Source organism: Cerasicoccus arenae (assembly GCF_014651635.1).
GTDB lineage: Bacteria > Verrucomicrobiota > Verrucomicrobiia > Opitutales > Cerasicoccaceae > Cerasicoccus > Cerasicoccus arenae.
In genome coordinates, this window is the sequence record NZ_BMXG01000003.1 from 185391 (window position 1) to 205475 (window position 20085).

Annotated in this window: 20 protein-coding genes; 9 read left to right on the top strand and 11 right to left on the bottom strand. The window is 56.3% G+C overall.

Annotated elements, in window-relative coordinates:
• The first annotated feature begins 52 nt into the window (after positions 1–52).
• Together IE065_RS03675 and IE065_RS03680 are read left to right on the top strand one after the other, a co-directional pair.
• Complete coding sequence (locus IE065_RS03675; protein WP_189511930.1) at positions 53–2314, top strand: DUF1592 domain-containing protein; 2262 nt, start codon at positions 53–55, stop codon at positions 2312–2314.
• 48 nt (positions 2315–2362) lie between these two features.
• Complete coding sequence (locus IE065_RS03680; RefSeq protein ID WP_189511932.1) at positions 2363–3733, top strand: DUF1552 domain-containing protein; 1371 nt, start codon at positions 2363–2365, stop codon at positions 3731–3733.
• Here the strand turns inward: IE065_RS03680 and IE065_RS03685 are convergent.
• From IE065_RS03685 to IE065_RS03695, 3 genes are all read right to left on the bottom strand, one after another.
• Positions 3730–4290: an HdeD family acid-resistance protein gene (locus IE065_RS03685; protein WP_189511934.1), complete on the bottom strand. Its 561-nt coding sequence runs from the start codon at positions 4288–4290 to the stop codon at positions 3730–3732. The two genes, IE065_RS03680 and IE065_RS03685, sit on opposite strands and share 4 nt — an antisense overlap.
• A gap of 82 nt (positions 4291–4372) precedes the next feature.
• Positions 4373–5704 carry an alkaline phosphatase D family protein gene (locus IE065_RS03690; protein ID WP_189511936.1) on the bottom strand — a complete coding sequence of 444 codons (1332 nt, stop codon included), beginning with the start codon at positions 5702–5704 and terminating at the stop codon, positions 4373–4375.
• 89 nt (positions 5705–5793) lie between these two features.
• The gene (locus IE065_RS03695; protein WP_189511938.1) at positions 5794–6489 is read right to left on the bottom strand and encodes a hypothetical protein; all 696 of its coding nucleotides are present in this window, start codon (positions 6487–6489) and stop codon (positions 5794–5796) included.
• Positions 6490–6784: 295 nt separating this feature from the next.
• On the opposite strand from IE065_RS03695, the gene IE065_RS03700 reads away from it, so the two are divergent.
• The 6 genes from IE065_RS03700 to IE065_RS03725 all read left to right on the top strand — a co-directional run bounded on the left by IE065_RS03700 (position 6785) and on the right by IE065_RS03725 (position 11200).
• Positions 6785–7018, top strand: a complete 234-nt coding sequence (locus tag IE065_RS03700; protein WP_189511940.1) for an FmdB family zinc ribbon protein — start codon at positions 6785–6787, stop codon at positions 7016–7018.
• Positions 7019–7188: 170 nt separating this feature from the next.
• Positions 7189–8142, top strand: coding sequence for a tetratricopeptide repeat protein (locus IE065_RS03705; RefSeq protein ID WP_189511942.1), 954 nt, complete (start codon positions 7189–7191; stop codon positions 8140–8142).
• Positions 8143–8306: 164 nt separating this feature from the next.
• Positions 8307–8828 (top strand): hypothetical protein, encoded by a 522-nt coding sequence (locus IE065_RS03710; RefSeq protein ID WP_189511944.1) that lies wholly within the window; start codon positions 8307–8309, stop codon positions 8826–8828.
• Positions 8825–9220 (top strand): hypothetical protein, encoded by a 396-nt coding sequence (locus tag IE065_RS03715; protein ID WP_189511945.1) that lies wholly within the window; start codon positions 8825–8827, stop codon positions 9218–9220. The genes IE065_RS03710 and IE065_RS03715 overlap by 4 nt, the downstream gene beginning before the upstream one ends.
• 551 nt (positions 9221–9771) lie before the next feature.
• On the top strand, positions 9772–10494 hold the full coding sequence (locus IE065_RS03720) for a prepilin-type N-terminal cleavage/methylation domain-containing protein (protein WP_229792050.1): 723 nt from the start codon (positions 9772–9774) through the stop codon (positions 10492–10494).
• Between the two features lie 4 nt (positions 10495–10498).
• Entirely contained in the window at positions 10499–11200 is a 702-nt protein-coding gene (locus IE065_RS03725; protein ID WP_189511967.1) for a choice-of-anchor M domain-containing protein, read from the top strand.
• A gap of 3 nt (positions 11201–11203) precedes the next feature.
• Here the strand turns inward: IE065_RS03725 and IE065_RS03730 are convergent, their stop codons facing one another.
• From IE065_RS03730 to IE065_RS03760, 7 genes are all read right to left on the bottom strand, one after another.
• Positions 11204–11788 (bottom strand): hypothetical protein, encoded by a 585-nt coding sequence (locus tag IE065_RS03730; RefSeq protein ID WP_189511969.1) that lies wholly within the window; start codon positions 11786–11788, stop codon positions 11204–11206.
• Between the two features lie 74 nt (positions 11789–11862).
• The gene (locus IE065_RS03735; protein ID WP_189511971.1) at positions 11863–12210 is read right to left on the bottom strand and encodes a hypothetical protein; all 348 of its coding nucleotides are present in this window, start codon (positions 12208–12210) and stop codon (positions 11863–11865) included.
• 72 nt (positions 12211–12282) lie between these two features.
• Complete coding sequence (locus IE065_RS03740; RefSeq protein WP_189511973.1) at positions 12283–13080, bottom strand: peroxiredoxin family protein; 798 nt, start codon at positions 13078–13080, stop codon at positions 12283–12285.
• A gap of 203 nt (positions 13081–13283) precedes the next feature.
• Positions 13284–14669 carry a hypothetical protein gene (locus IE065_RS03745; RefSeq protein WP_189511975.1) on the bottom strand — a complete coding sequence of 462 codons (1386 nt, stop codon included), beginning with the start codon at positions 14667–14669 and terminating at the stop codon, positions 13284–13286.
• 38 nt (positions 14670–14707) lie between these two features.
• On the bottom strand, positions 14708–15388 hold the full coding sequence (locus IE065_RS03750) for a PspA/IM30 family protein (protein ID WP_189511977.1): 681 nt from the start codon (positions 15386–15388) through the stop codon (positions 14708–14710).
• Positions 15389–15547: 159 nt separating this feature from the next.
• The gene (locus IE065_RS03755; RefSeq protein ID WP_189511979.1) at positions 15548–16321 is read right to left on the bottom strand and encodes an ABC transporter ATP-binding protein; all 774 of its coding nucleotides are present in this window, start codon (positions 16319–16321) and stop codon (positions 15548–15550) included.
• A gap of 3 nt (positions 16322–16324) precedes the next feature.
• Positions 16325–17077 (bottom strand): MlaE family ABC transporter permease, encoded by a 753-nt coding sequence (locus tag IE065_RS03760; RefSeq protein WP_189511981.1) that lies wholly within the window; start codon positions 17075–17077, stop codon positions 16325–16327.
• 131 nt (positions 17078–17208) lie between these two features.
• On the opposite strand from IE065_RS03760, the gene IE065_RS03765 reads away from it, so the two are divergent.
• Entirely contained in the window at positions 17209–18522 is a 1314-nt protein-coding gene (locus IE065_RS03765; protein WP_194500002.1) for an MFS transporter, read from the top strand.
• Positions 18523–18579: 57 nt separating this feature from the next.
• On the opposite strand, the gene IE065_RS03770 is transcribed toward IE065_RS03765, so the two are convergent.
• The gene (locus IE065_RS03770; protein WP_189511985.1) at positions 18580–20067 is read right to left on the bottom strand and encodes a hypothetical protein; all 1488 of its coding nucleotides are present in this window, start codon (positions 20065–20067) and stop codon (positions 18580–18582) included.
• Positions 20068–20085: the final 18 nt, after the last annotated feature.

Sequence of the window (20085 nt, forward strand, 5' to 3'; positions counted from 1 at the left end):
TTGCTATTGTGGAAAGAAGCGTTTTATTGGCGTTTACTCGTTCTTGCGGATCATGTGTTGCCCTGTAAAAAAAGCTCAGCTCTGGTTGGCTGCCTATCTTTGGATTGCCGCGGTGCCGTTGGCGTTGGCGGATTCGGCGTTTCCGACCGGTGAATCCCTGTCGTGGCAAGATACGCGCATGCTGATGGCCGAGTATTGCTTTGACTGCCATGGCGGCTTTTTGACTGAGGGAAACGTGGACTTGGTTGCGGCGAAATTTGAACGCAGCGTGGCCGAGACGCCCGAAATGTGGGAGAATGCGGCTAAGGCCCTGCGCATTCATTATATGCCACAGGAGGAAGCGATGCCAGTTGAGCGTCGGGAAGCGTTGATTCGGTCCATTGATGCTCGTTTGTTGCAAGCTGCACAACTGACGCGCCCAGACCACACGACCATGCGGCGGCTGAATCGCTATGAATTCGCCAATACGCTCAATGATCTGCTCCTGATTGATTTTCCCGCCCGTGCCCGCCTGCCTGCGGATGATAGCGGCTACGGCTTCGATAACAACGCCGACGTGTTATCGGTCTCGCCTTTGCTGCTGGAAAAATACCTGTCCGTGTCCGCCGAGGCCGCGGAGTGGGCAGTGCCGCTGAGAGTCGAATCGCGTAAGCAGCAATTTACCGGAGCAGAGTTTGCGGCTGGCTTTGAACCTGCGGAAGGGTTTAGCCGGAAGATATATGCCGGTGGCATGAGCAACGCTGCCCGCATTAGCCTGAATCTGATGGCTGGAGAATATCGGGCAAAGCTATACTTAGCCGGCGATCAGGCGGGCGATGAATACGTGCGGGTGCGTATGTATTCGGGCGATGAACCGCCCCGCGAAGTCGAGGTCCCCTCGGATGATGTTAACTCCCCGACGGTGGTCGACTTGAATTTCAGTGTGCGTAAGAGCGAACCTTATCACTTAGCTATCGAATTGGCCAATGACTACTATGATGATAGCACGTCGCCACCCAGTGACCGTAATCTCTATGTGGTCGGGCTGGATCTGGATGGGCCATATCAGACTGCCGAGGGGCTGTATTCGCCGTTTCTGGAACGCCATTTTGGCGGGGCGTTGGAGCAACTCAAACCAGCAGAAATCCGGGCCGGGATTCAGCGATTTGCGAGCCGGGCGTATCGTCGCCCCGTAACCAGCGAAGAGCTGAATTCACTGTGGCACATTTATCAGGAGGAGTTTGCCCGCACTGGTCAATCTCCCCGCCGAGCACTTCACGCCGTGATGGACACCGTGATGGCCTCGCCCAATTTTATTTTCCGCTGGGAGCCGCGTGAGGCGGTGAGTGAGTACGGGTTGGCTAGCTGGCTTTCCTATTTTCTTTGGGGATCGATGCCCGATGATCGTCTCTTTGAGCTGGCCCGGAAAAATGAATTGCGCACTCAGCTCAACAGCGAAATCCAACGCATGTTGCAGGATCCGCGCGCCGCGACCTTGACCGAGGAATTCGCCGCCCAGTGGCTGCAATTCCGCGACTTGTGGAACCTGCAAGTCGACCCCAAGAGCTACCCCGCCTATAGCGATCAACTGCAAGCTGCGATGTGGCAAGAAACCACGCGTTTCTTTGCCGATTTGATCCAGCGAGACGGCTCGATTATGCGCATACTCGATGCTGACTACACCTTCGCCAATCCGCTGCTCGCCAAACATTACGGGCTTAAAGACGCCCCCAAGAAAGACTTCCAGCGCGTTTCGCTCGAAGGAACCGACCGCCGGGGCATTTGGAGCCAAGCCGGGGTGTTGACCGTGACGTCGCACCCAGACCGTACCAGTCCAGTCCTCCGGGGGAAATTCATTCTGGAAAATTTGTTGGGCATGGCCCCACCACCACCACCTGCCAATATCCCTTCATTGAGCGCCAAAACGGACCACCCGACGCCAGCAGATTTTCGTGAGAGCTTGGCGCTCCACCGCGCTGATCCGAATTGCGCATCCTGCCACAACATCCTCGACCCGATAGGCCTGTCTTTGGAGAGCTATGATGGCATTGGTGCCCGTCGGCAGGAGCCAATGGTGGCGGAAACTCTTTTTGATGGGACGGTCATTGACGGGCCGGATTCGCTGGTCGCTTACCTCGTCGAGACGCGACGAGATGAGTTTGTGGCGACCTTTGCGGAGAAGCTTACTACCTATGCCACGGGCCGTGGCGTCAACTGGCGAGACCGTCCCGCCTTGGAGCGCATTGTTCAGGAAACCGAAAGTCAGGACTTCCGCATTTCCGCATTAATCACCGCCGTGGTCGAACACTACGCCCCAGGTCGCCCTGCCCGATAGCGATTTCGCTTTTTTTTATCTGCATTTTTCATTACCATAAAACTTGTTATGAGCGCTAACGCATCCACAGGCAGACTTCCCCGCCGCACATTTTTGCGTGGCATGGGCTCGGTGATTGCGTTGCCGATGCTCTTTTCGCTGCCTGCTCGCCTGCTCGCCAATACGACTGCGCCAGCGACACCATTTGGCTGCACGCCTGCGGGAAATCCACTGCGGGTGGGGTTCATTTACCACCCCAATGGTGTGATTCACGAGAACTGGTTTCCCGCCAGCGCGGGGGCGCTCAAGCAACTGCCGCCGACCTTGGAGCCATTGTCCGAGCTGCGCGAACACGTGCAGGTCCTCTCTGGCCTCAAGCATGATAACGCGAATGGAAACGGCGATGGGGCCGGGGATCATGCCCGCGCGAATGCCACGTTTTTAACCGGTGCCCAAGCTCGGAAAACCGGCGGGGAAGACATCATGGCAGGTACGTCGATTGACCAGGTGCTGGCCCGCAAGATGGAAGGCGTTACCCCGCTGCCGTCGCTTGAGCTGTCGTGCAGCAGTCGCCGCAAAACGGGCTCTTGCGACAGTGGTTACAGCTGCGCCTACCAGTATAATCTTTCGTGGCGGACGCCCAACTCGCCGAATATGCCGGAGGTCAATCCTAGGATGGCCTTTGAGCGACTGTTCGGCGCAAACAATGCCCAAGAGCGCCATTTGGTAGCCCAACGTTGGGCGCGCAGACAGAGTGTGCTCGACGGTGTGCGAGACGACACACGCCGCCTTTATCGTCAGGTTTCCGTTGATGAGCGGGGTAAGCTCGAAGCCTATTTGGAAGCCGTTCGCTCAGTCGAAAGCCGCATCCAGACGAATCTCGACGCCCCTCGTCCGCCGGAGGATTATGATGCTCCAGTTGGCGTGCCGCCCGATCATAGTGCCTATCTGGACGCCATGTTTGACCTGCTGGCGCTCGCTTATTCGACGGACTCCACCCGCGTGGCCACGCTGATGCTGGCCCATGACGGCAGTGATCAGACTTTCCCCGAGATCGATGTGCGCGGCAGCCACCATCAGCTGTCTCACCACGAAAATGACGCAGAGAAGATTGAGAACCTCAAGCGCATTGACCGTTTTTACATGGAGGCCTACAGTCGGTTTTTAACGAAGCTCGCCAACACGCCCGATGGCGAATCCAGCAAGCTGATTGATTCCTGCCTGCTGGTTTATGGCGGTGGCATTAGCGACGGCAATCGCCACAACCATGACAACCTGCCAGTCTTGTTGGCAGGATCAGGCGGCGGCCAAATTAAGGGTGGGCAACATGTGCGCTACAACGATACGCCCATGTGTAATTTTTACGTGGACCTTGCCCGCCGCTTCGGCGTCGAGCTGGATTCGTTCGGCGACAGCACCGGTCAGCTCAAGTTGGCTTAGGCGCTTTTCTTCGCCGCGGAGGCCAGAGTGAGGAGGGTCATGCCGCCCATCAGGAAGTTCACGCCCACGATCAGGCCGATGAACCAGTGTGCGGCGCTCGGCCACTCCGAGAAGACGATGCCTGCAATGATCAGTCCGAAAATGCCGTTCATGAAGATGATGCCGCGCCCTGGAAGATGCTGTCCTTGGGCGGCGGCGAGCAGCTTGAAGATACCGTCGATCAGATAAAAAATTGCTAGGAGGCCGGTTAGCGCGATCACGCCAATGACGGGTTGGGCAATGAGCAATGCGCCGACAATCGCTGCGAGCACACTACTAATGAGCGCCCAGCCGTAGCCTTTGACGGTGATGTGAGAAAAGGCCGACACTGCTTGGAGGATGCCGCCGATTAAAAGTAACCAACCAAGAAACAGCTCTAGCCCAAGGGAGAATACGCCAGGAAGCATTACTGCCAACACGCCCAAGATGATCAAAATGATCCCGGCAAGCTGCGCCTGAGACGCGTTTTTCTTCAGTTTTTCCGGATCGATGCCGGCAAAGGGGCTTTTGAGATTCATTGGATTGAATGGATTGGGATTCGTCAGATTGTTCGTCGTTCGGGGCGTGAGAACTCACGTTGCCAAAATCGACGAAGAGCCTTTATTTATACTGCATGTCTTTGGCGGCGAGGGTCTGAGTCCAGAGCTGTTCGCCCAAGGTGTCGTAAACGGTCAGGGTCAACTGGCGATTGTCCTCGGGTCCGTGGAACTTCATGACCGCGAATTGGCGCTTGAAGGTCGCGGTGCTGGGCACGCGGTAGAAATTGAGTTCACTACTGCTGTCAGCCGGGCGGTCAGTCAGTGGGCCGAGGGTCAGTTCGTAAAGGTCAGGTGCATTGGCGCGAACCATTTTGGTGAGTTCACCGAAGTCCTTGCCACCCGCTACGAAAATGAGGCCGCCGATATTGTCGCTCTTGAGTGCATCGAGCATGGCGTCGCGCTCATGCTTGGCAATCTTGTGATTGCGGGGGGAGTCCGAGGGGCTGAGCGCGGGCGAGCCGGTGACGACTACCTTGAAGGTCGCGGTGCTTTCACGAAGGGCTTGGCGGAGCCAATCGAGCTGATCGTCCCCCATGATTTTTCGCCACTTGTCGACGTCGTGCGCGAGATCGCGTGAGCTGCGGTCGTCGAGCAGGAAGAATTCGGCATCACCATAGCGGATCGAGGTTGCGGTGCCATCGACGCTGGGGGCTGCTGGCGGATTGGCCCAAAAGAGTTCAAAGACGTTCTGAGCGTCCTCGAGATTGCGGAAATGTTTGCCTGTGTTGGCGGGGCCAAAGTCGGATTCGCTCCAGACAGCGGCTTGGGGCACGGCGGCCAACAAGGGCTGTAGCTCCGGCTGGGCGCGGTTCTGGCTGTAACGGGCGATCATGCCTTCGCGGGAACCCCAGTCGGGCTCGCGGAGGGCGACGTTGTTACCCGCCCAGATCATCAGGTCAGGCTGCTTGGCCAAGATAGCCAGAAAAATGCCGTAGCCGTCGCCGGGGGTGCGGTTCAGCGGATCATAAGCTGGGTCGTTGACGCGGTGTCCGCCGCCAAGGGCGACGGTGAAGTCAGGGGGGGGGGCGCGGTCGGTGTAAAAGGGCGTGGTTTTGAACTTGGCGTCGCTGGTCAGCTTTGCCGGGCGGCCGTCAATAAGGACTTCGTAGTGGTAATCGGTTCCTGGGGTCAGGGGGCCGGTGGACCGCTCGACGATGAATCCATTTTCCGGCAAGGCGGGGGAGGGGGGGGTCTCTTTGCGCTGGGAGGCGTCACTGGCTGGCCAATAGGCAAAGGCGACCTGGGCTGGGCCGTCCGTTTGGACCCAGAGCGGGACGGAGCGCATTTCGGGCGCGCCAACCATGGGGCCAGTGGCAATCTGGGCTGCGGGCAAGGCTGTGCCAGTCGCGAGCGCGAAAAAAAAGGCAAGAAAACGTCGGGGATAAAGCGCCATATTCAAAGCCTGTCAGTAACGGTCAGGCGCGAAGACGGGTCAAGCATAAGCTCAGCTTGGCCCGTTGCATATCGATAATGGACAAGGCCTTAGCGGCCGTTGTCTTTATGGCGGCGTTCTTCCTCGCGGCAGTCGTTCATGACGCGCAACCAGAGGTCGCGGAGGTCAAAGATTACTTGGAGGACTTCGGCTTGGAAGGCTTGGAGCAGGCGTGCATTGTCGCACTTGACCTCTTGTAGGATGGCCATGGTGTGATTGACGGCGGCGAGGCCGTTTTTCAGGTGGCACACGGCCAAATTGAAGTCGCCCATGTCGAGTGCATTGATGCCCATGACGGCATTGAACTCGCCCACGTGCAGGCTGGAGGCGAAGCGGCTGCCCATAACCGCGTCCACCTGGCCCTTCGTCTGGGTCAAGAAATGCTCCCAGCATTGGAACAGATGTTGGTATAGGCCGTGGCTGACTATGTAGACTGGGTGCTTGTGGACTGAGTAAGGGTCGAAATCACTGGCGTCGACGGCTTCCTTTTCCTCTTCTTCTTCGAAGTCGTCGTCGGATTCTTCAAGATCGGCTCCGCTCCAGTCTTCGACTTCCCAGCGCATGAGCTGGGCAATTTCGTCGAGGTGACCGGGCTTGTGCTTGAGGCGGTGGTAATGACCTAGAAACTCGCCGATGTCTTTCTCGTTTTGTTTCAGGTATCGCTGCCAGTCAAATTCGTTCCAACTCAGTTCTTCGCTGTTTTCCCAATCTCCGTCGGATGAATTGTCGAAATCGTAAGCACTCATGATGGATTAGCCCTCTCGGGTTAGTAGTTAATTTGAAGGAAAGCGGCGGAAAATCAACATTCAAATGCGAATTCCCACGGATACGGTTCAAGCACAAGTCATACCGAGACCGCACGTTGTGGAAAGTATTCTGACCCGGAAACCCCAGCCTGCGTTCCACTTATTCGAAAAGGATTTCCAGCCGCTGCCGATGTGCTTGTCTTGGAATGGCTTACGTCTGGGAACAATGGTCATCGAATGGGAAGACGCATCGAGGGATTGCAATATGGGTCAAATCGCGCCAAAGTCATTCATTATGCCCATTTACGAATACCATTGCCCGGATTGTAAGCACGATGTCGAGCTGCTGGTCCGTTCCTCCTCAGAAACGCCCAAGTGCCCGGATTGCGGCGGCGACCACTTGGCCAAGCAATTCTCTACCTTTGCCGCAGGCGGTGCCCCGACTGGCGGCGATAGCTGCGCACATACGGGCGGCTGTGGTTGTGCTCATGGCGGCATGCCCGCGGGTGGCTCTTGCGGCCTGAACTAAAGGTGGAGCCCGGTATCCCTACCGGGCTGTTCCATCCTGTTGGTTGTGAGGCAATTTAGCCCGGTAGGGACACTGGGCTCCACCTTAAATTCCTGCTCCAACATAAAAGTTAGGGTGCCAACCTTGGCTGTGTTGGCGGGCGGATGTTGCATTGACATCAGCGCCGCGACATGCGCCGCTTGATAGCAGTCATGGCACACATTTTCCGGATTTCCTTTTTCCTGTTCGCCGCGTTGCTGTTGCCTGCTTGTAGCTGGCTCGGCTTTGACGATGATGATGAAGACACATCAGCCGACCGCGCGCGCCGCGTAACCGCCATCCAGTCCGAGAGTGCGCCCGTCATGGGTGCGCCGCGCGGTGAAACGATGGCCGAGCGCCGTTTGCGCAGTGTCTACGACAAGCAACTGGCCCTCTATGCGCGCTTGGACAGCGAAGGGGCTGACCTTTCCGACCCGGAATATGATCGCCTGATCGCTGAAGTCCTTACCGAATATCAGTCCTATCTGTCGGACTATCCGGAGGAGGTTCACGGCTTCATTTTCTACGGCAAAATGCTTCGCGATATCGGTCAGCGGGATGACGCCAACAAGGCCTTTCTTCAAGCCAACCGCCTCGATGAAAACATCGCCGTGGTCAAGCAGCAGATCGGTAATTATCTAGCGGAAGATGGCGAGCCCGCCGTCGCGCTGGCCTACTATATGTCTGCTGCCGAGCTAAAGCCCGACGAGCCCATTTACGCTTATCAGATTGGCGAGCTATTATACACCTACCGCAAGGAACTGATCGAAAGTCAGGCGCTGGAGGCCACGTTGCTGGACCAGCAGATGATCGAGGCCTTCGCGCATGCTCACCAACTGAACCCCAGCGACCGCCAGCTAACCCAACGCTATGCGGAGGCCTACTTCGACGTGGCGCAACCTGATTGGCCCAAAGCGCTGCTGCTTTGGCAAGCCTTGGAAGGCAGCGCCCGCGACCCCGTGGAGCGTGATTGGGCCCGGCTTCAGGAGGCCCGCGTGCTCATCATCATGGGGCGTAATGACGAAGCCCGCACAGTCCTCAACGAAGTTTCTCAGCCCGGCTTCCAGGAAGCGCGCGATACGTTGTTCAGTCAACTGCCCAGTTAGCCCCTTGGCTGCGCGAGCCCGCCTTGGCTCCGCACAATCGCTCTTGCGCCCTGTTGCATTCCCGGGCTTCCGCCCAAAATTAGGTAGGATCATTTTCGTCACTCACAAGCGTGTCTAATTCATCACCCTGTGGCGGTAATTGATATTGATAGGGCGCTCCTGCATTGATTGAATCAGCCACAATTAGCGTTGGACCAACCAGTGATGAAATTAGCAATGCGTGTAAGAGCTGCGCGTTAGCAGAAGAAAAAAGTATGAATAAAATTCAAGGAATCACCGCCGCTGGACTATTGCTTTTCTCCTGCATCTTGAGCGGAAGGACTCAGCTCAATTACGATACGCTAAAATACGATTCATCACCTCAGGATCAAATTCAGATTAAGGAAGTAAACCTCTTAAATTCTGATGAGCTTAAAATCGGAAGTATCGTTGAAGGCATTGGAACCTACGAGTTGGAGTCCACCGATAAAGCACTTCTAGGGCTTTCAATAACCTCGAGCGAAAAAGGAGGAAAACACTGTCCAGAAGCCTACGAATCCCAAGAAATGGCCAATGGCTCCGGAAGCTTTAGACTTCTCAGGGAAATTGATCGTCATGGAAGTTTTCACCTGTCTGTTTATCCAGAAACCCAAATGGGCCATTACGGACAAAGCACGACTCGGCTCTACTTTTTGGAACTAAAATGAAAAAACGTCCTACATCTATCTCAGTAATCTCATGGATCCTTATCGTGTCGGGTGGAGTATCCCTCGTAACGACCACCGCCATGATCAACAACCCGATGGTGCGGGACTTGATGGCGAAGAGCCCCATACCCATTCCGATACAATACGCAATAAGCTATGCCGGATTGCTGGTCATGATCGTTTCTGGCATCGCTATGCTCAAGGGAAAGAACTGGGCAAGATATCTTTACGTCATTTGGAGTTTGGCTGGGTCTGTTATGGGAATCGCGACATCGCCCATGAGGACGGCCATGATTCCGGGGGTAGTCTTATTCATGGTCTTTGCCTTCTTCTTGTTTCGTCCGAAGGCTACTTCTTTCTTCTTATTGCACAAGGAAGCAGGAAATGAGTAAGGTATTTGGAATACTGTTTTACATTCTTTCGGGATTTTTTGTCTATATGGTCTGCGTGCTGGCTTTCGTTAATGAGACAACCATAGCGAAGTGGGTGATTGTGGCAGGGTTCACTCTGCCCGCATTGATTTTCTTGTTCATCGGACTGGCAGTGAACCGTTTTCGAAGATGGCAGCGAGATGCTGGTGTTGTCTTGCTGTCCGGTGCCGGCTTTACGTCATTTCTCATCTTCACATTTGTATGTATCTTCATGACTGATGAGTTTAAACAGATGATGAAACCCGATACACTCACCTTCTTTAACTCATACGTTTCCGGATGCATCTTCATACTAGGTGTAGTCACATTGGGAATAACCCTTCTTAAGACGGAAAAGAAGACAGCGGAACAAGGCAGTTCTTGCAACTCTAGGGGCTGCGTCCCCTCCGTGTGAGACCGGTAACTATTCGCTGGTAGAATCAAAGGATAGGCCAACGCATTTGGCGGGCAGGCCATAAACGCAAATAATTTGCAATAAGTATTGACGGCGGGCGGTTGAGCTGGCGCCGTTAATGCAAATGTTTTGCGTTAGAAGGCAAGTTTCTGGATTTACGTTGGTTGAGCTGCTGACGGTGATTGCGATCATCGGCATCTTGGCGGCGATCCTTGGCGGGGTTGTCTCGGGCGTGCGTGAACAGCAAGAAAAGGTGGTCTGCGCGCAGAATATGCGTCAGCTGGGCACGGCGATCCTTTTGCATGCCAACGAGCATCAGGGGCGTTTTCCGCTGACGATGCACAACGTGTCCGACGAGGAGGAAAGCTGGGTGTACACGCTTTCGCCTTACTTGGAAGACGTTGACGCCGTGCGCGTCTGCCCGGCAGACCCGCAGGCTGAGGAGCGTCTTGAGCAGGGGCTGAGCAGCTACGCGCTCAACGAGTTTGTCTTTGTGCCGGCATTGGACCAACTGGGGCGGCCATTGGGCGGGAGCTACGATAGCGTGTTTAAACTGGACGATCCTGCTCGGACGCAACTGGCCTACATCATAAGTGATCAGAAGCCGCTCTCGGCCTATTCTGACCACACGCATTCGCGCGGTTGGAAAAATTGGTCGCGGGTCGTTGCGGATATTCAGCCCAACCGGTTCTCGCGCGGTGAGAGCGCCGCCAACGGGCTTGGCGGCAGCGCAAACTACCTGTTCGCCGACGGCCATGTGGAGCTGGTCGACGCAGACGATTTCAAATCCCAATTCAGCGGGGGACGTAACCCCGCTGATCCCACTCAAACGTATCGATAAAGCTATGAAAATCATCCTCGCAGCCATCCCATCGTTCAGCGCCTCTTGCTTTGGGCTGACCATCATTACTCATGATCACCTGGACGTTGGTCTCGCCTATGAAGACGACGCTTGGGACCTCCATATAGGCATCGACGACGAGCTGAACCCCGGTGAACACATCGAGCTCGATCCCGCTGATGCGCTAATCTACGGAGACGACACGATCCGCATTCTCGCGCCCGGCTCCGGTAATTTCGGCTTCCTCGGTGAGGCGGGCGAGCCGGTCTGGATTTTTCCACAATCGGAAATCACCGGCGTTCCCTACATTGGCATTGGTGCGGAGGAAATTAATCCGCTGGATTTTGTCGGAGGGCTGAGCTTGTCGTTGATCAATGTATCGGGGCCAGGCGATTTTATCCTCTACCAAAACGATGCGCTCTCCACGCCGACGGTTTTCATGAACAGTCGGGATGGAATCGACGCGGGAGACAACGTTGGCGTAACGGCGGGCGGGCACGCACACTACAACTGGGCTTTTACGGAGCCGGGTGTTTATCAGGTGTATTTGCAGGCCTCAGGCATTCTCAATGATGGTGAAAACACGGAGAGCTGGAGCGCAGTGACGGCTTACCAGTTTGGCATCAATCAGGTTCCCGAGGCAGAGCACTACGCGCTGTTGGCGGGTCTGGCCTTAATGGGGCTAATCGTGTGGCGTCGGCGTTAGGCGTTATTTCCTGGCTGGCGCGGGGCTTTGGGTCGTCGCTGGCGGGGTAGCTTCGGTGGTGGTGGCCTTGTTTTCGAGCAAGGCCATGCCCTTGGCGTTGAGTTCCTTAAAGCGCGTGTCCCAATTTGCCACCGTCGTTTTGATGGCCTCGTCGCTGGTTTCCTGACCGATGGCGTAGCTGAGGTCGGCACAATAGCCGAGCGCCTTAAGCTGGGCGAGGATCAGGGAAATGCGTAAATCAACATCTTGGCTGAAGAGCAGTTCACCGGTGGTCCGTCGGGTCGCGCGCTCGCGGGCTTCGATTTCGGCGGAGGGTAGCCCTCTGGCCGTGAGGCTGGAGACTTGACCGCCATCGCGCCAAGCTTCGAGCTGCTTGGTGACGGCCTGATTGAAGGTTGCAATTTGTTCCACCCAGGCCTCAGTTGCCGCGCCGGGATCTTTGATCCAGAGGAGCTTGTCCACATTTTGCTGTTGGCTGGTGATGCTGTAGAGCAGGGCGAAGCCATCGTCTCCCGCCGCAGCGTCGGGCTTTGGCGCACAAGCGCTGAGGAACAGGCTTAAGAAAAGAAGGACAGGAATTTTCTTCACCCTGATAGGATGTACCCAAATGGCCTTTTGGTAAAGCCGGTATGACGAATAGTCGGCCCGAGGCAGTCAGCACGCTACTTGCTTTTAAAGCTGTAGGCTTGTTCGGTGACTTCCGGTCCGCGGCTTAAGCGATTGGCGGGGATTTCTACTTCGATGATTACTTTTGGCTGGTCTTCTCTTGTCCCACGGAAGATTTCCGCGCCCAACCAAGGGCTGCGCGCCCGAGTAAAGCGGAAGCCGCGGCTTTCCAGCTCGGCACCTAACTTTTCGGGATCACCGCCGAGTGGCAGACGGACCATTAAGTGGCCGTTCTCGCCCTTATCATCGGCGAATTGGCATTGTACCTCGGGCAGGTGCTTTTGTACGACCACCAGTAGCTTGGCGCTCTTTTCCAGACGGTGACGTAGGTTTCGTGGTTTCATGCTTGTAGTAGCCAGCAGGCTTTACACCAAAGAGACTTTCGGGAATATGGGGTGCTGTCGAGTACGGATCGGCTACTTCACCGGCCCAAGCTGTTCGGCTAGAACGTATTGCAGGTCGTTGGCGGAAATATGTTCTTGGCGGATGACGCCTACCTGGTCGATGAGGACATTAGTCGGTAGCGCGGTGACGCCCCATTCCTCAATCGTCCTACGTTCTTCATCCAGGCGCATGGGCCACGTGATGCCGAGTGCTTCTTCTGCGTCGTTCAGGCGACGTTGGCTGTTGTCCATCGCCACGCCGATCAGCTCAAAGCCGCGGCCATGATATTTTTCGTAAAGATAGGCGAGTCCCTTGACCTCTTCGATTGAGGGGGGGGTACCAGTGGACCAAAAGTGGACGACCACGATCTTACCTTTCAGGTCAGATACGCTCACATAATCAGATTTTCCCTGTATGCGTGCTTTAATCGCAGGCGGGAGCGCTCCCTGTCGCAGTGTTTTGAGACCGGGGTGGTTCGATTGAGCTGGCGCGGCCTTTTGTTGTGTTGGCGCAGCGGTTTGCGGTTTGGCGGTGGGTGTTGGCTTGATGGTGCTTCTTGAAGTTGTAGCGCGCACTGCTTCCCGCTTATCACCTTGGGGGAATTTCTCCTGGAGGTAGGCTTGGTCGGCGTCAGAGAAGGCATCGAGTGTTACGAGTGATTTGCCGCCACCGTCTTTGGCCAGCACGATCATGCCGTTCTTAAAGGAGACCACTTCGCCGTTAATCACGTCGCCGTTCCTCATTTGATAGGTGCGGCCATCGGCCCCAAGTGTAATTATCGTCAACAAAGCGACGAGCAGGAAAGTTCGGCAGCTATGGGGCGCATTCATGCCGCTACCCTAAGGATCTGATCACGGATATCAATATCGTATTAGCCTCAGTTCAGTTCATGGATTATATCCTGATTTGAGATGCAAAATGAAATACGCTACGTATGGCGTTGATAAGCATTTCAGCCGAAATAAGACCGGGAGGCCCAACTGGGCCCCCCGGCGTGGTTGGGTTCCCGTAGAAACCCGCTTGGACCGACTCCTTATTTCCATCCAGAAACTTTGCGATGCAAAGTTCGCACCCTATCGAAGCCTTGTCGGCCATAACGTTCTAGATAAGACGAGCCCAACAAGACGGTTGCGCCAGTTGCTGCGAGTGAAATCCAGAGCCAGGGGCCTTGGTAAAGATCGGCTGCATAGCGCAGATGATAAATCAACCCTAGGCCCAGCCCAGTCAGGCCGGTGCGGAAGATCCAGCGTTCGCGCATGCCGTAACCACCTAGGATGACTACGAGTGAGGTGCCCACGGCGATCAGCGAAGAAATGGGCGTTTCTACTGTGAGCAACTGAGTAAGCGCGCCGCCAATTGCCACGAAGGCGGCGATTCGGCGGGTAACTGCGGCCATGAGCTCCATACGGGTGGACATCACTACGGCGATCAGCGCGCAGGGTAGCAACTTGGCGGGAATCCAGACGTCGTTGCCACTCCAGCCAAGAGCGTTGGTAATGTAGAACCACGCGGCAAATGCGGGAGCCAGCGCAATGATGCGGGGGACGCCGCGGTATTCGTTGTCCTGCAAGATGCGGGGAATCCCGACGTAGAACAGGCCAGCGAGCGTCGTGAACATCAAGCTGATGAGCAAGTCAGACTGCCCACCATGCAGCACGAGGTTTCGCCCCAGCAGCAGTGCAAACGGCGTAAATAGCAGTGTGCGCATGGCAATGCCGTCCCAGGTTTTCATCGCACCCTGTGATGCGAAAAAGCGACGGTCCGCCCAGAAAAGCCCACCCAGTAAGGCAAAGCCAATCAACGCCACAGCGTTGGGATCACGCACCGTGAAAAGGAGCGTGGCGTTGGCCAAAAGGTAAAGCAGCGTAAGCTTGCGCGCCTGTGGCCGGGCCATCGAGGCAAAGCCCACGTAGGTCAAGGGGATGAGCACCAGCAGTGCGATGCCCAGCGTGGGGCCAAGAATTGACCAGTCGAGCGCCTCAAATTGAAACGCCCGCAGCTTGCCGTTAAACGTCGCCTCGCCTTGCATTTTGGCGAAGAGCATTGCGCCGAGTTGGGCGAAGTGTGCGGGGAGCAAGGCTGCTCCGAGGGCAAAGAAAGTCCGCGCCCCCTTGTCATCGCGCCAGCGGCTGATGCAGAACCAGCCGCAGGCGGAGAGAATCACTGTGAGGCCGAGGAATTGTCCGTAGCGGAGGAGTTCGTCGGTGTGCATCCAGTTACCGACAAGAAACGTCAGTGCGGATGATAGCAGGGTGATGGCTCCCAGCCAACGGAGTAGCTTGGGCAATGACGGCCAGAGCGTGCGGCTCTCGCCGCTTGCTTCGCCCTGCGGTTCAAGTTCGAGCTGAAGGTCTGCCTCGGCCGATTGGCCGGGCAGGGGAGGCGGCAGTTGCGCCGGTTGATTGATGGGAGTGTCCATGGATGGATTGAGTTGGAGCTCGGTTTTTGGGAGTTCGGTTATTTGGTCGCGGTCGGCGCTTGCCCGGCAATAAGGGCATCAAGCTCGGCATCGAGCGCGGCATTGTCTTCGGCTTGGGTGAAGGCGTCGCTGAAGGAGTCGCAGTCCAGATCAGCGCGGATCTCGTTGACGGTCAGTTTGCCTTCCCAGCGCTCGAAAACGTCTTCGATGTCGTCGAGCAGGCCGATCTCGCCAGGGGCGGTGAGCACGGCGGCTTCGGCGCGTTGTTCGCGGGCGGCGAGTGTGTGACGGCGGCGTTGAAGCTCGCGGACACGTTCATCGACGCGTCGTAGATCGGCGGTCAATTGCTGTTCGAGCCGTTCGTGTTCGGACGCTTCGTGAGTCAGGCGGGCTTGCTCTTCCTCCGCCATGCGGCGTCTGCGGAGGCATTCCCGGGCGCGCTCGCGGTCGGTTGCCGCACAGTCGGCAGCGCGTTCTTCCCAGCGGGTTGCCTCGGTGGCCAATTGATCCGCTCGCTGGCGGAGCGTTTCACCGTCTCGGCGGACGCGTTGCAGCTTTACCCGGGCGAGCGCAGAGTGCTGTTGGGCTTCTTTGACGGCGGCCGCTACGACGGCCTCGTGATTTTCGACCTGGTCGAGCACGTGTTCGATACGGCTGCTCAGGCTGATGCGATAGCGATGAAACCATTTTTTCATTGGGTGTCCTTGGTTGAGGTTCACCCGATACTTAACTCATCCCGTGCCAAGTGGCTTATTGGACGACGTCAATATGCCATAAGTATCTGTAAGGCAATTGCTTGAATAGTAATTGCTATTCTTCTGGAGTTTTGGAATGGCCGGTCTTTTCAGCCAAAAAATGACGTCACTAGACGTTTTATGCTAGGCGAGTCGACGAAAACGCGGATTGTGCACATCGATCTTGGGGCGCATAAACTCGGTGATCGCGGGCTCGGTCGAGGCGCGAAGCTCGTCCGGGGTCGCCACGGTCAGGAGCTTGCCCGCCATCAACAGGCCGACGCGGTCCGCGATGCCGAGCGCCAAGTCGCGGTCGTGCGAGACGATGATGCTCGTGACCGCAAATTCTTCTTTGAGTGTGCCGATGATCTCGGAAATGTTTGCCGCCGTGATCGGGTCCAGCTCGGACGTTGGCTCATCGTAGAGCAGCAACTGCGGCTCCATAACGAGCGACCGGGCGATGGCCACGCGCTTGCGCATGCCTCCAGAAAGCTGGGCGGGGAGCTTGCGGGCGGCGTCTTCGATGTGGAGAATTTTCAGGACGTGTTCCACTTTGTCCCGCAATGTCGCCTTGTCGTAGAGTCGGTGCTCACGCGGATAGAACGCGAGGTTGTCAAAGACGCTCATTGAGTTGAACAGCGCTCCGGCTTGGAAGACCAGCGCGGTGCGAATCGCGCTATGCGTCGCGTCATCGTCAGCGTCTTTGCCGCCGATCAGCACACGGCCAGCATCGGGCTTTTCCAAATTCACGAGGTGTCGGAGTAGGACGCTCTTGCCCGCGCCACTTGGCCCCATGAGCACGAAAATTTCGCCGGGCTTCACCGAGAACGACACGTCATCAAGCACAACTTGCTCGCCAAAGCGTTTGCTCAGGTGCTCGATCTCGACGCCGATAGACTGGATGTTTTTTTCGGGCATGGCTTACATCAGAATGCGGGTTAAGCAGTAGTCGATCAGGAGCACCATAAACATGCTTGAGACAACGGAGTTCGTCACGGAATGCCCGATTTCGCGCGGGCCGCCGCGGGTGATCAAGCCTTGGTTGCAGGCGATCAGCACGATCACCAGCCCGAAGACTTCGGCCTTTATCAACCCGTTGAGTACGTCTTTGAACTCGGTGACGCTTTTTAAATTTGCCCAATAGGCGGTGGGGTCCAGACCGATGAAGCTTACGTGCTCGGAAACGACCGCACCGCCAAACCAGCCAATGAGAATCGCGACAATCGTCAGCACCGGCATCATGAAGAGGATTGCTACGAGGCGCGGCATGACGTGGATGCGCTCCGGGGGCACTTGCATGGTGCGTTGAGCGTCGATCTCCTGATAGACGGTCATAGAGGCCAGCTCGGCTGTGATCGCCGAGCCCACGCGCCCAGCCAGCAAAAACGCAGTGATCAGCGGTGCCAACTCGCGGGCCATCGCCAGCCCGACGACGCGCCCGATCAGCTCTTGCCCGCCGCCAAAGTCCAGACTGTAGCCCGTTTGCAGGGCCAGCACTGCACCGAGGAAAAAGCTTAGTACTGCGACGATGGGTAGCGTCAGATAGCCGATCTGAAAGCTATATTCAAACACGCGCCCGAGCTGCCGTGGCAGCCTTGGTAAACACCCAATTGCCCGCAGCAGCAAGGTCAAGCTGCTGCCAATGACTTCCAGTATGTTGCGTGCGGTGTTCATATCTAAAGCGGAGGTCTAGTTACGAAGCGTTAGTCTCACAAGATCAAGTTCCATTCTCGGCCCTACTTTTCTAATTGTCGCTCAGAACGCTTCATTCTGGAGTCAGTGGCGAAGTTTGTTAAGATTTATGTATGGCGGGATTTGTAGATGCTGGAAATGTTAGAGAAGGGCCCGGGGGTGTACGCGCCTGGATGATATGGGGGACTGCAGCGCTGTTTTACCTCTACGAATTTTTCGTGCGGGTGGCACCATCGGTGATGGAGAATGACCTACAATCATCGTTTCAGCTGTCTGCGGGGGCTTTGGGCGGGATATTGGGCGTCTACTATTACATTTACGCACCGATGCAGCTCGTCGTTGGGCCGGCGCTGGATCGGTTTAGTGCGAAGGCTCTGCTCGCGCCAGCTTGCCTACTTTGTGCCCTCGGGTGCATCTTCGTCATGTCTGGGCACTCAGGCCCGATGCTGGGGTTGGCGCGTCTATGCCAAGGCTTTGGCTCGTCTTTTGCATTTGTTGGCACGATGTATCTGGCGGCGGAATGGTTTCCCCGGAATAAACTAACTCTGTTGTCCGGCCTAACGACTTCTCTGGGCATGATGGGGGCGATTGTGGGTAACGCGGGCATTGCCAAGGCGGTGTCGGACTACGGCTGGCGCATTACGATGAAAGACGCGGGCTTTTTCGGGCTGTTTATATTGCTCTTGATCATCTTTGTAATTCCGCACCGGGCACCGCATCGGGTCGCTAAGTCCCATGCGAAAAAAGCCAATTTGCTACACGGTTTAAAAACAGTCTTATTCAATCCACAGACTTGGCTGACGGGGATTGTGACCGCCGCACTATACATGCCGCTATCTGTCATCGGGGCCCTTTGGGGCGTGCAGTACATCATGGCGCTGACGGGCGAGACCAAGGTCGAGGCTTCGGGCGCTGTTTCCATGTTGTATGTCGGCTGGCTGATTGGCGGGCCCTTCGTTGGCTGGCTTTCCGAGCGCATTGGGCACCGTCGCTTGCTTCTCACGGCGTCTTCGGCGCTGACGGTTGTCGGGACCGCACTCCTGCTCGTATTTAGCTCCATCAGTCTATGGAGCGTCTATGCGCTGATGCTCCTCATCGGGCTGGTGTCGAGTCCGCAGGTTATCGGTTTTGTGGTGGCGGTTGAGCACAATCCGCGGGAATACAGCGGCACGTCTATCGCCGTTACCAACATGATGGTTATGCTCTTGGCTGGTCTCGGGATGGCCATTTTTGGCGAAGTGCTGGACTGGACCAGTGGAAACGCGGCATTGAACGATGACGGACATTACCCAATCAATGCCTATCGCAAGGCGATGGTGATGCTACCCATCTTTGCGGCCATTGGTGGGCTTGCAGCTTGGGTCCTCAGCGAGAGCATCGACCGGAAGGCGCACATGGAGGCGAGGGAACAGGACTTGGCCAAGTGATAAAGAGCGGTCGGCTATTTTAAACGAGTCTGCGATGTAATGGCCGAAGGAGTCGCTTTATAGATCAATGTCGAACCACAGGAGCTGTAGCGTTTCGGCACCGTCCTCGAAGGTTCCCTCACGCTTGTAGCCGAGTAGGCCACGGCCCAAAGAAAATTCCGCGTGGTCCGGGGCGACATCGTGGACGAGGAAAAACGGGTTAATTTCGAAGCGGGTGCTGTCGGACGTTTTTTCTTCGACCATGAAGTCCCACAGGAAGCTTTGGCGGGATTCGCCGGTGTCGGTGTGCCAAGTGCTCCGCCAGAAGGCGAAGAGCGGTGTGTAAAGATCGCGGACTGACTGGCTATGCGGGTAAAAGACCTCGAATGGGCTGAAAAGTTGTGCCTGTTTGAGGCCCGCGCCGTTGTCGTATTCACTGATGAAGGGCCAGATGTGCGTTTCGTGGGCTTCGGCAAGGTTGGGGTTGCTCGCGCTGCGTTGGGTTTCGTTCCAGTAGAGGAAGTAGCAGAACTGTGTGCGGGCGATGATCAGGTCTTTTTCGCGCTGAGTGCGGTAGCGGAGCATTGGCCACAGATACCAGGTTTTATCGACCCCAGTCACGATGGAGTGCGTGTAAAACGGTGCCCAGCGATTGATGTAGTGATTGTCCCCGCGCCCCTGCATGAAGAAGGGGTAGAAGTAACGTTCCTCGCTGTAGTTTTTCGTGCGATCCTCCTTCCAGCCAAAGAAGGGGAAGAGAATGGTGACATCGTCAACAAACTCGCCGTGCTCTGTTGCCCAGAAGGGTAGGAAGCCTTCGCGGACGCGGGGGATTGGGCGGTCGAGCTGGTCGACCTTGCGGTAAATAAATGGCCAGAACAGAAATTGATAGTCCATCCTGCCCTCTTGCCACCAATGGCCAATAATCGGCCACAGGAGCAGGCCGCCGGTCCCTGGCCCGTGAAGCGTCTGGACAAAGGGCCACGGGGTGCCCATGCGGGTTAATTCGCCTGTGGTGATTGTCCAATACAGCGGCCAAAGCGCCCAAGTGGACTTATCGAACATGAACTCCTGCATTTCGCCGTAAATCGGAAAAATTCCATAGTACGACCTTTCGGGGTGATCAGGCTCATAGTGGAACCAGATGAAGGGCACGACGAGAAAGGTTTCGATGACATTATCATGGGAGATGCCCGTTCGCCGCCGCTGAATGAAGGTGTAGATCTCCCAACGTACGAGGTTGGGGTCGCGATAATGAACGAAAAACGGCGGCACGAAGTAGTATTGGAAGACGTCGGTTTCCTTGTCCTCGTACTGGATGAAGAGCGGTCGCATCGTGGCCATGTTTTTGGTTTCGGAGTTGCGCTCCTCAAAGATGGGGCCCAGCGCGCGAAAATGCGTGGTCTGCTCGGTTTCAATGGTTTCGCCATCGGCGTTGAGTTCGGTTAGCGTTTCTTCTTCGAGGAAGAAAATGGGTGACCAGTCAAAGGTTACCCCTTGCGCTACCGCTGACAGCAGCAGCAGGCATATCAAGCCTCTCCAGCCAATTTTCCAAGCATGTCCCATCCGAATAGCCGAGGTAGA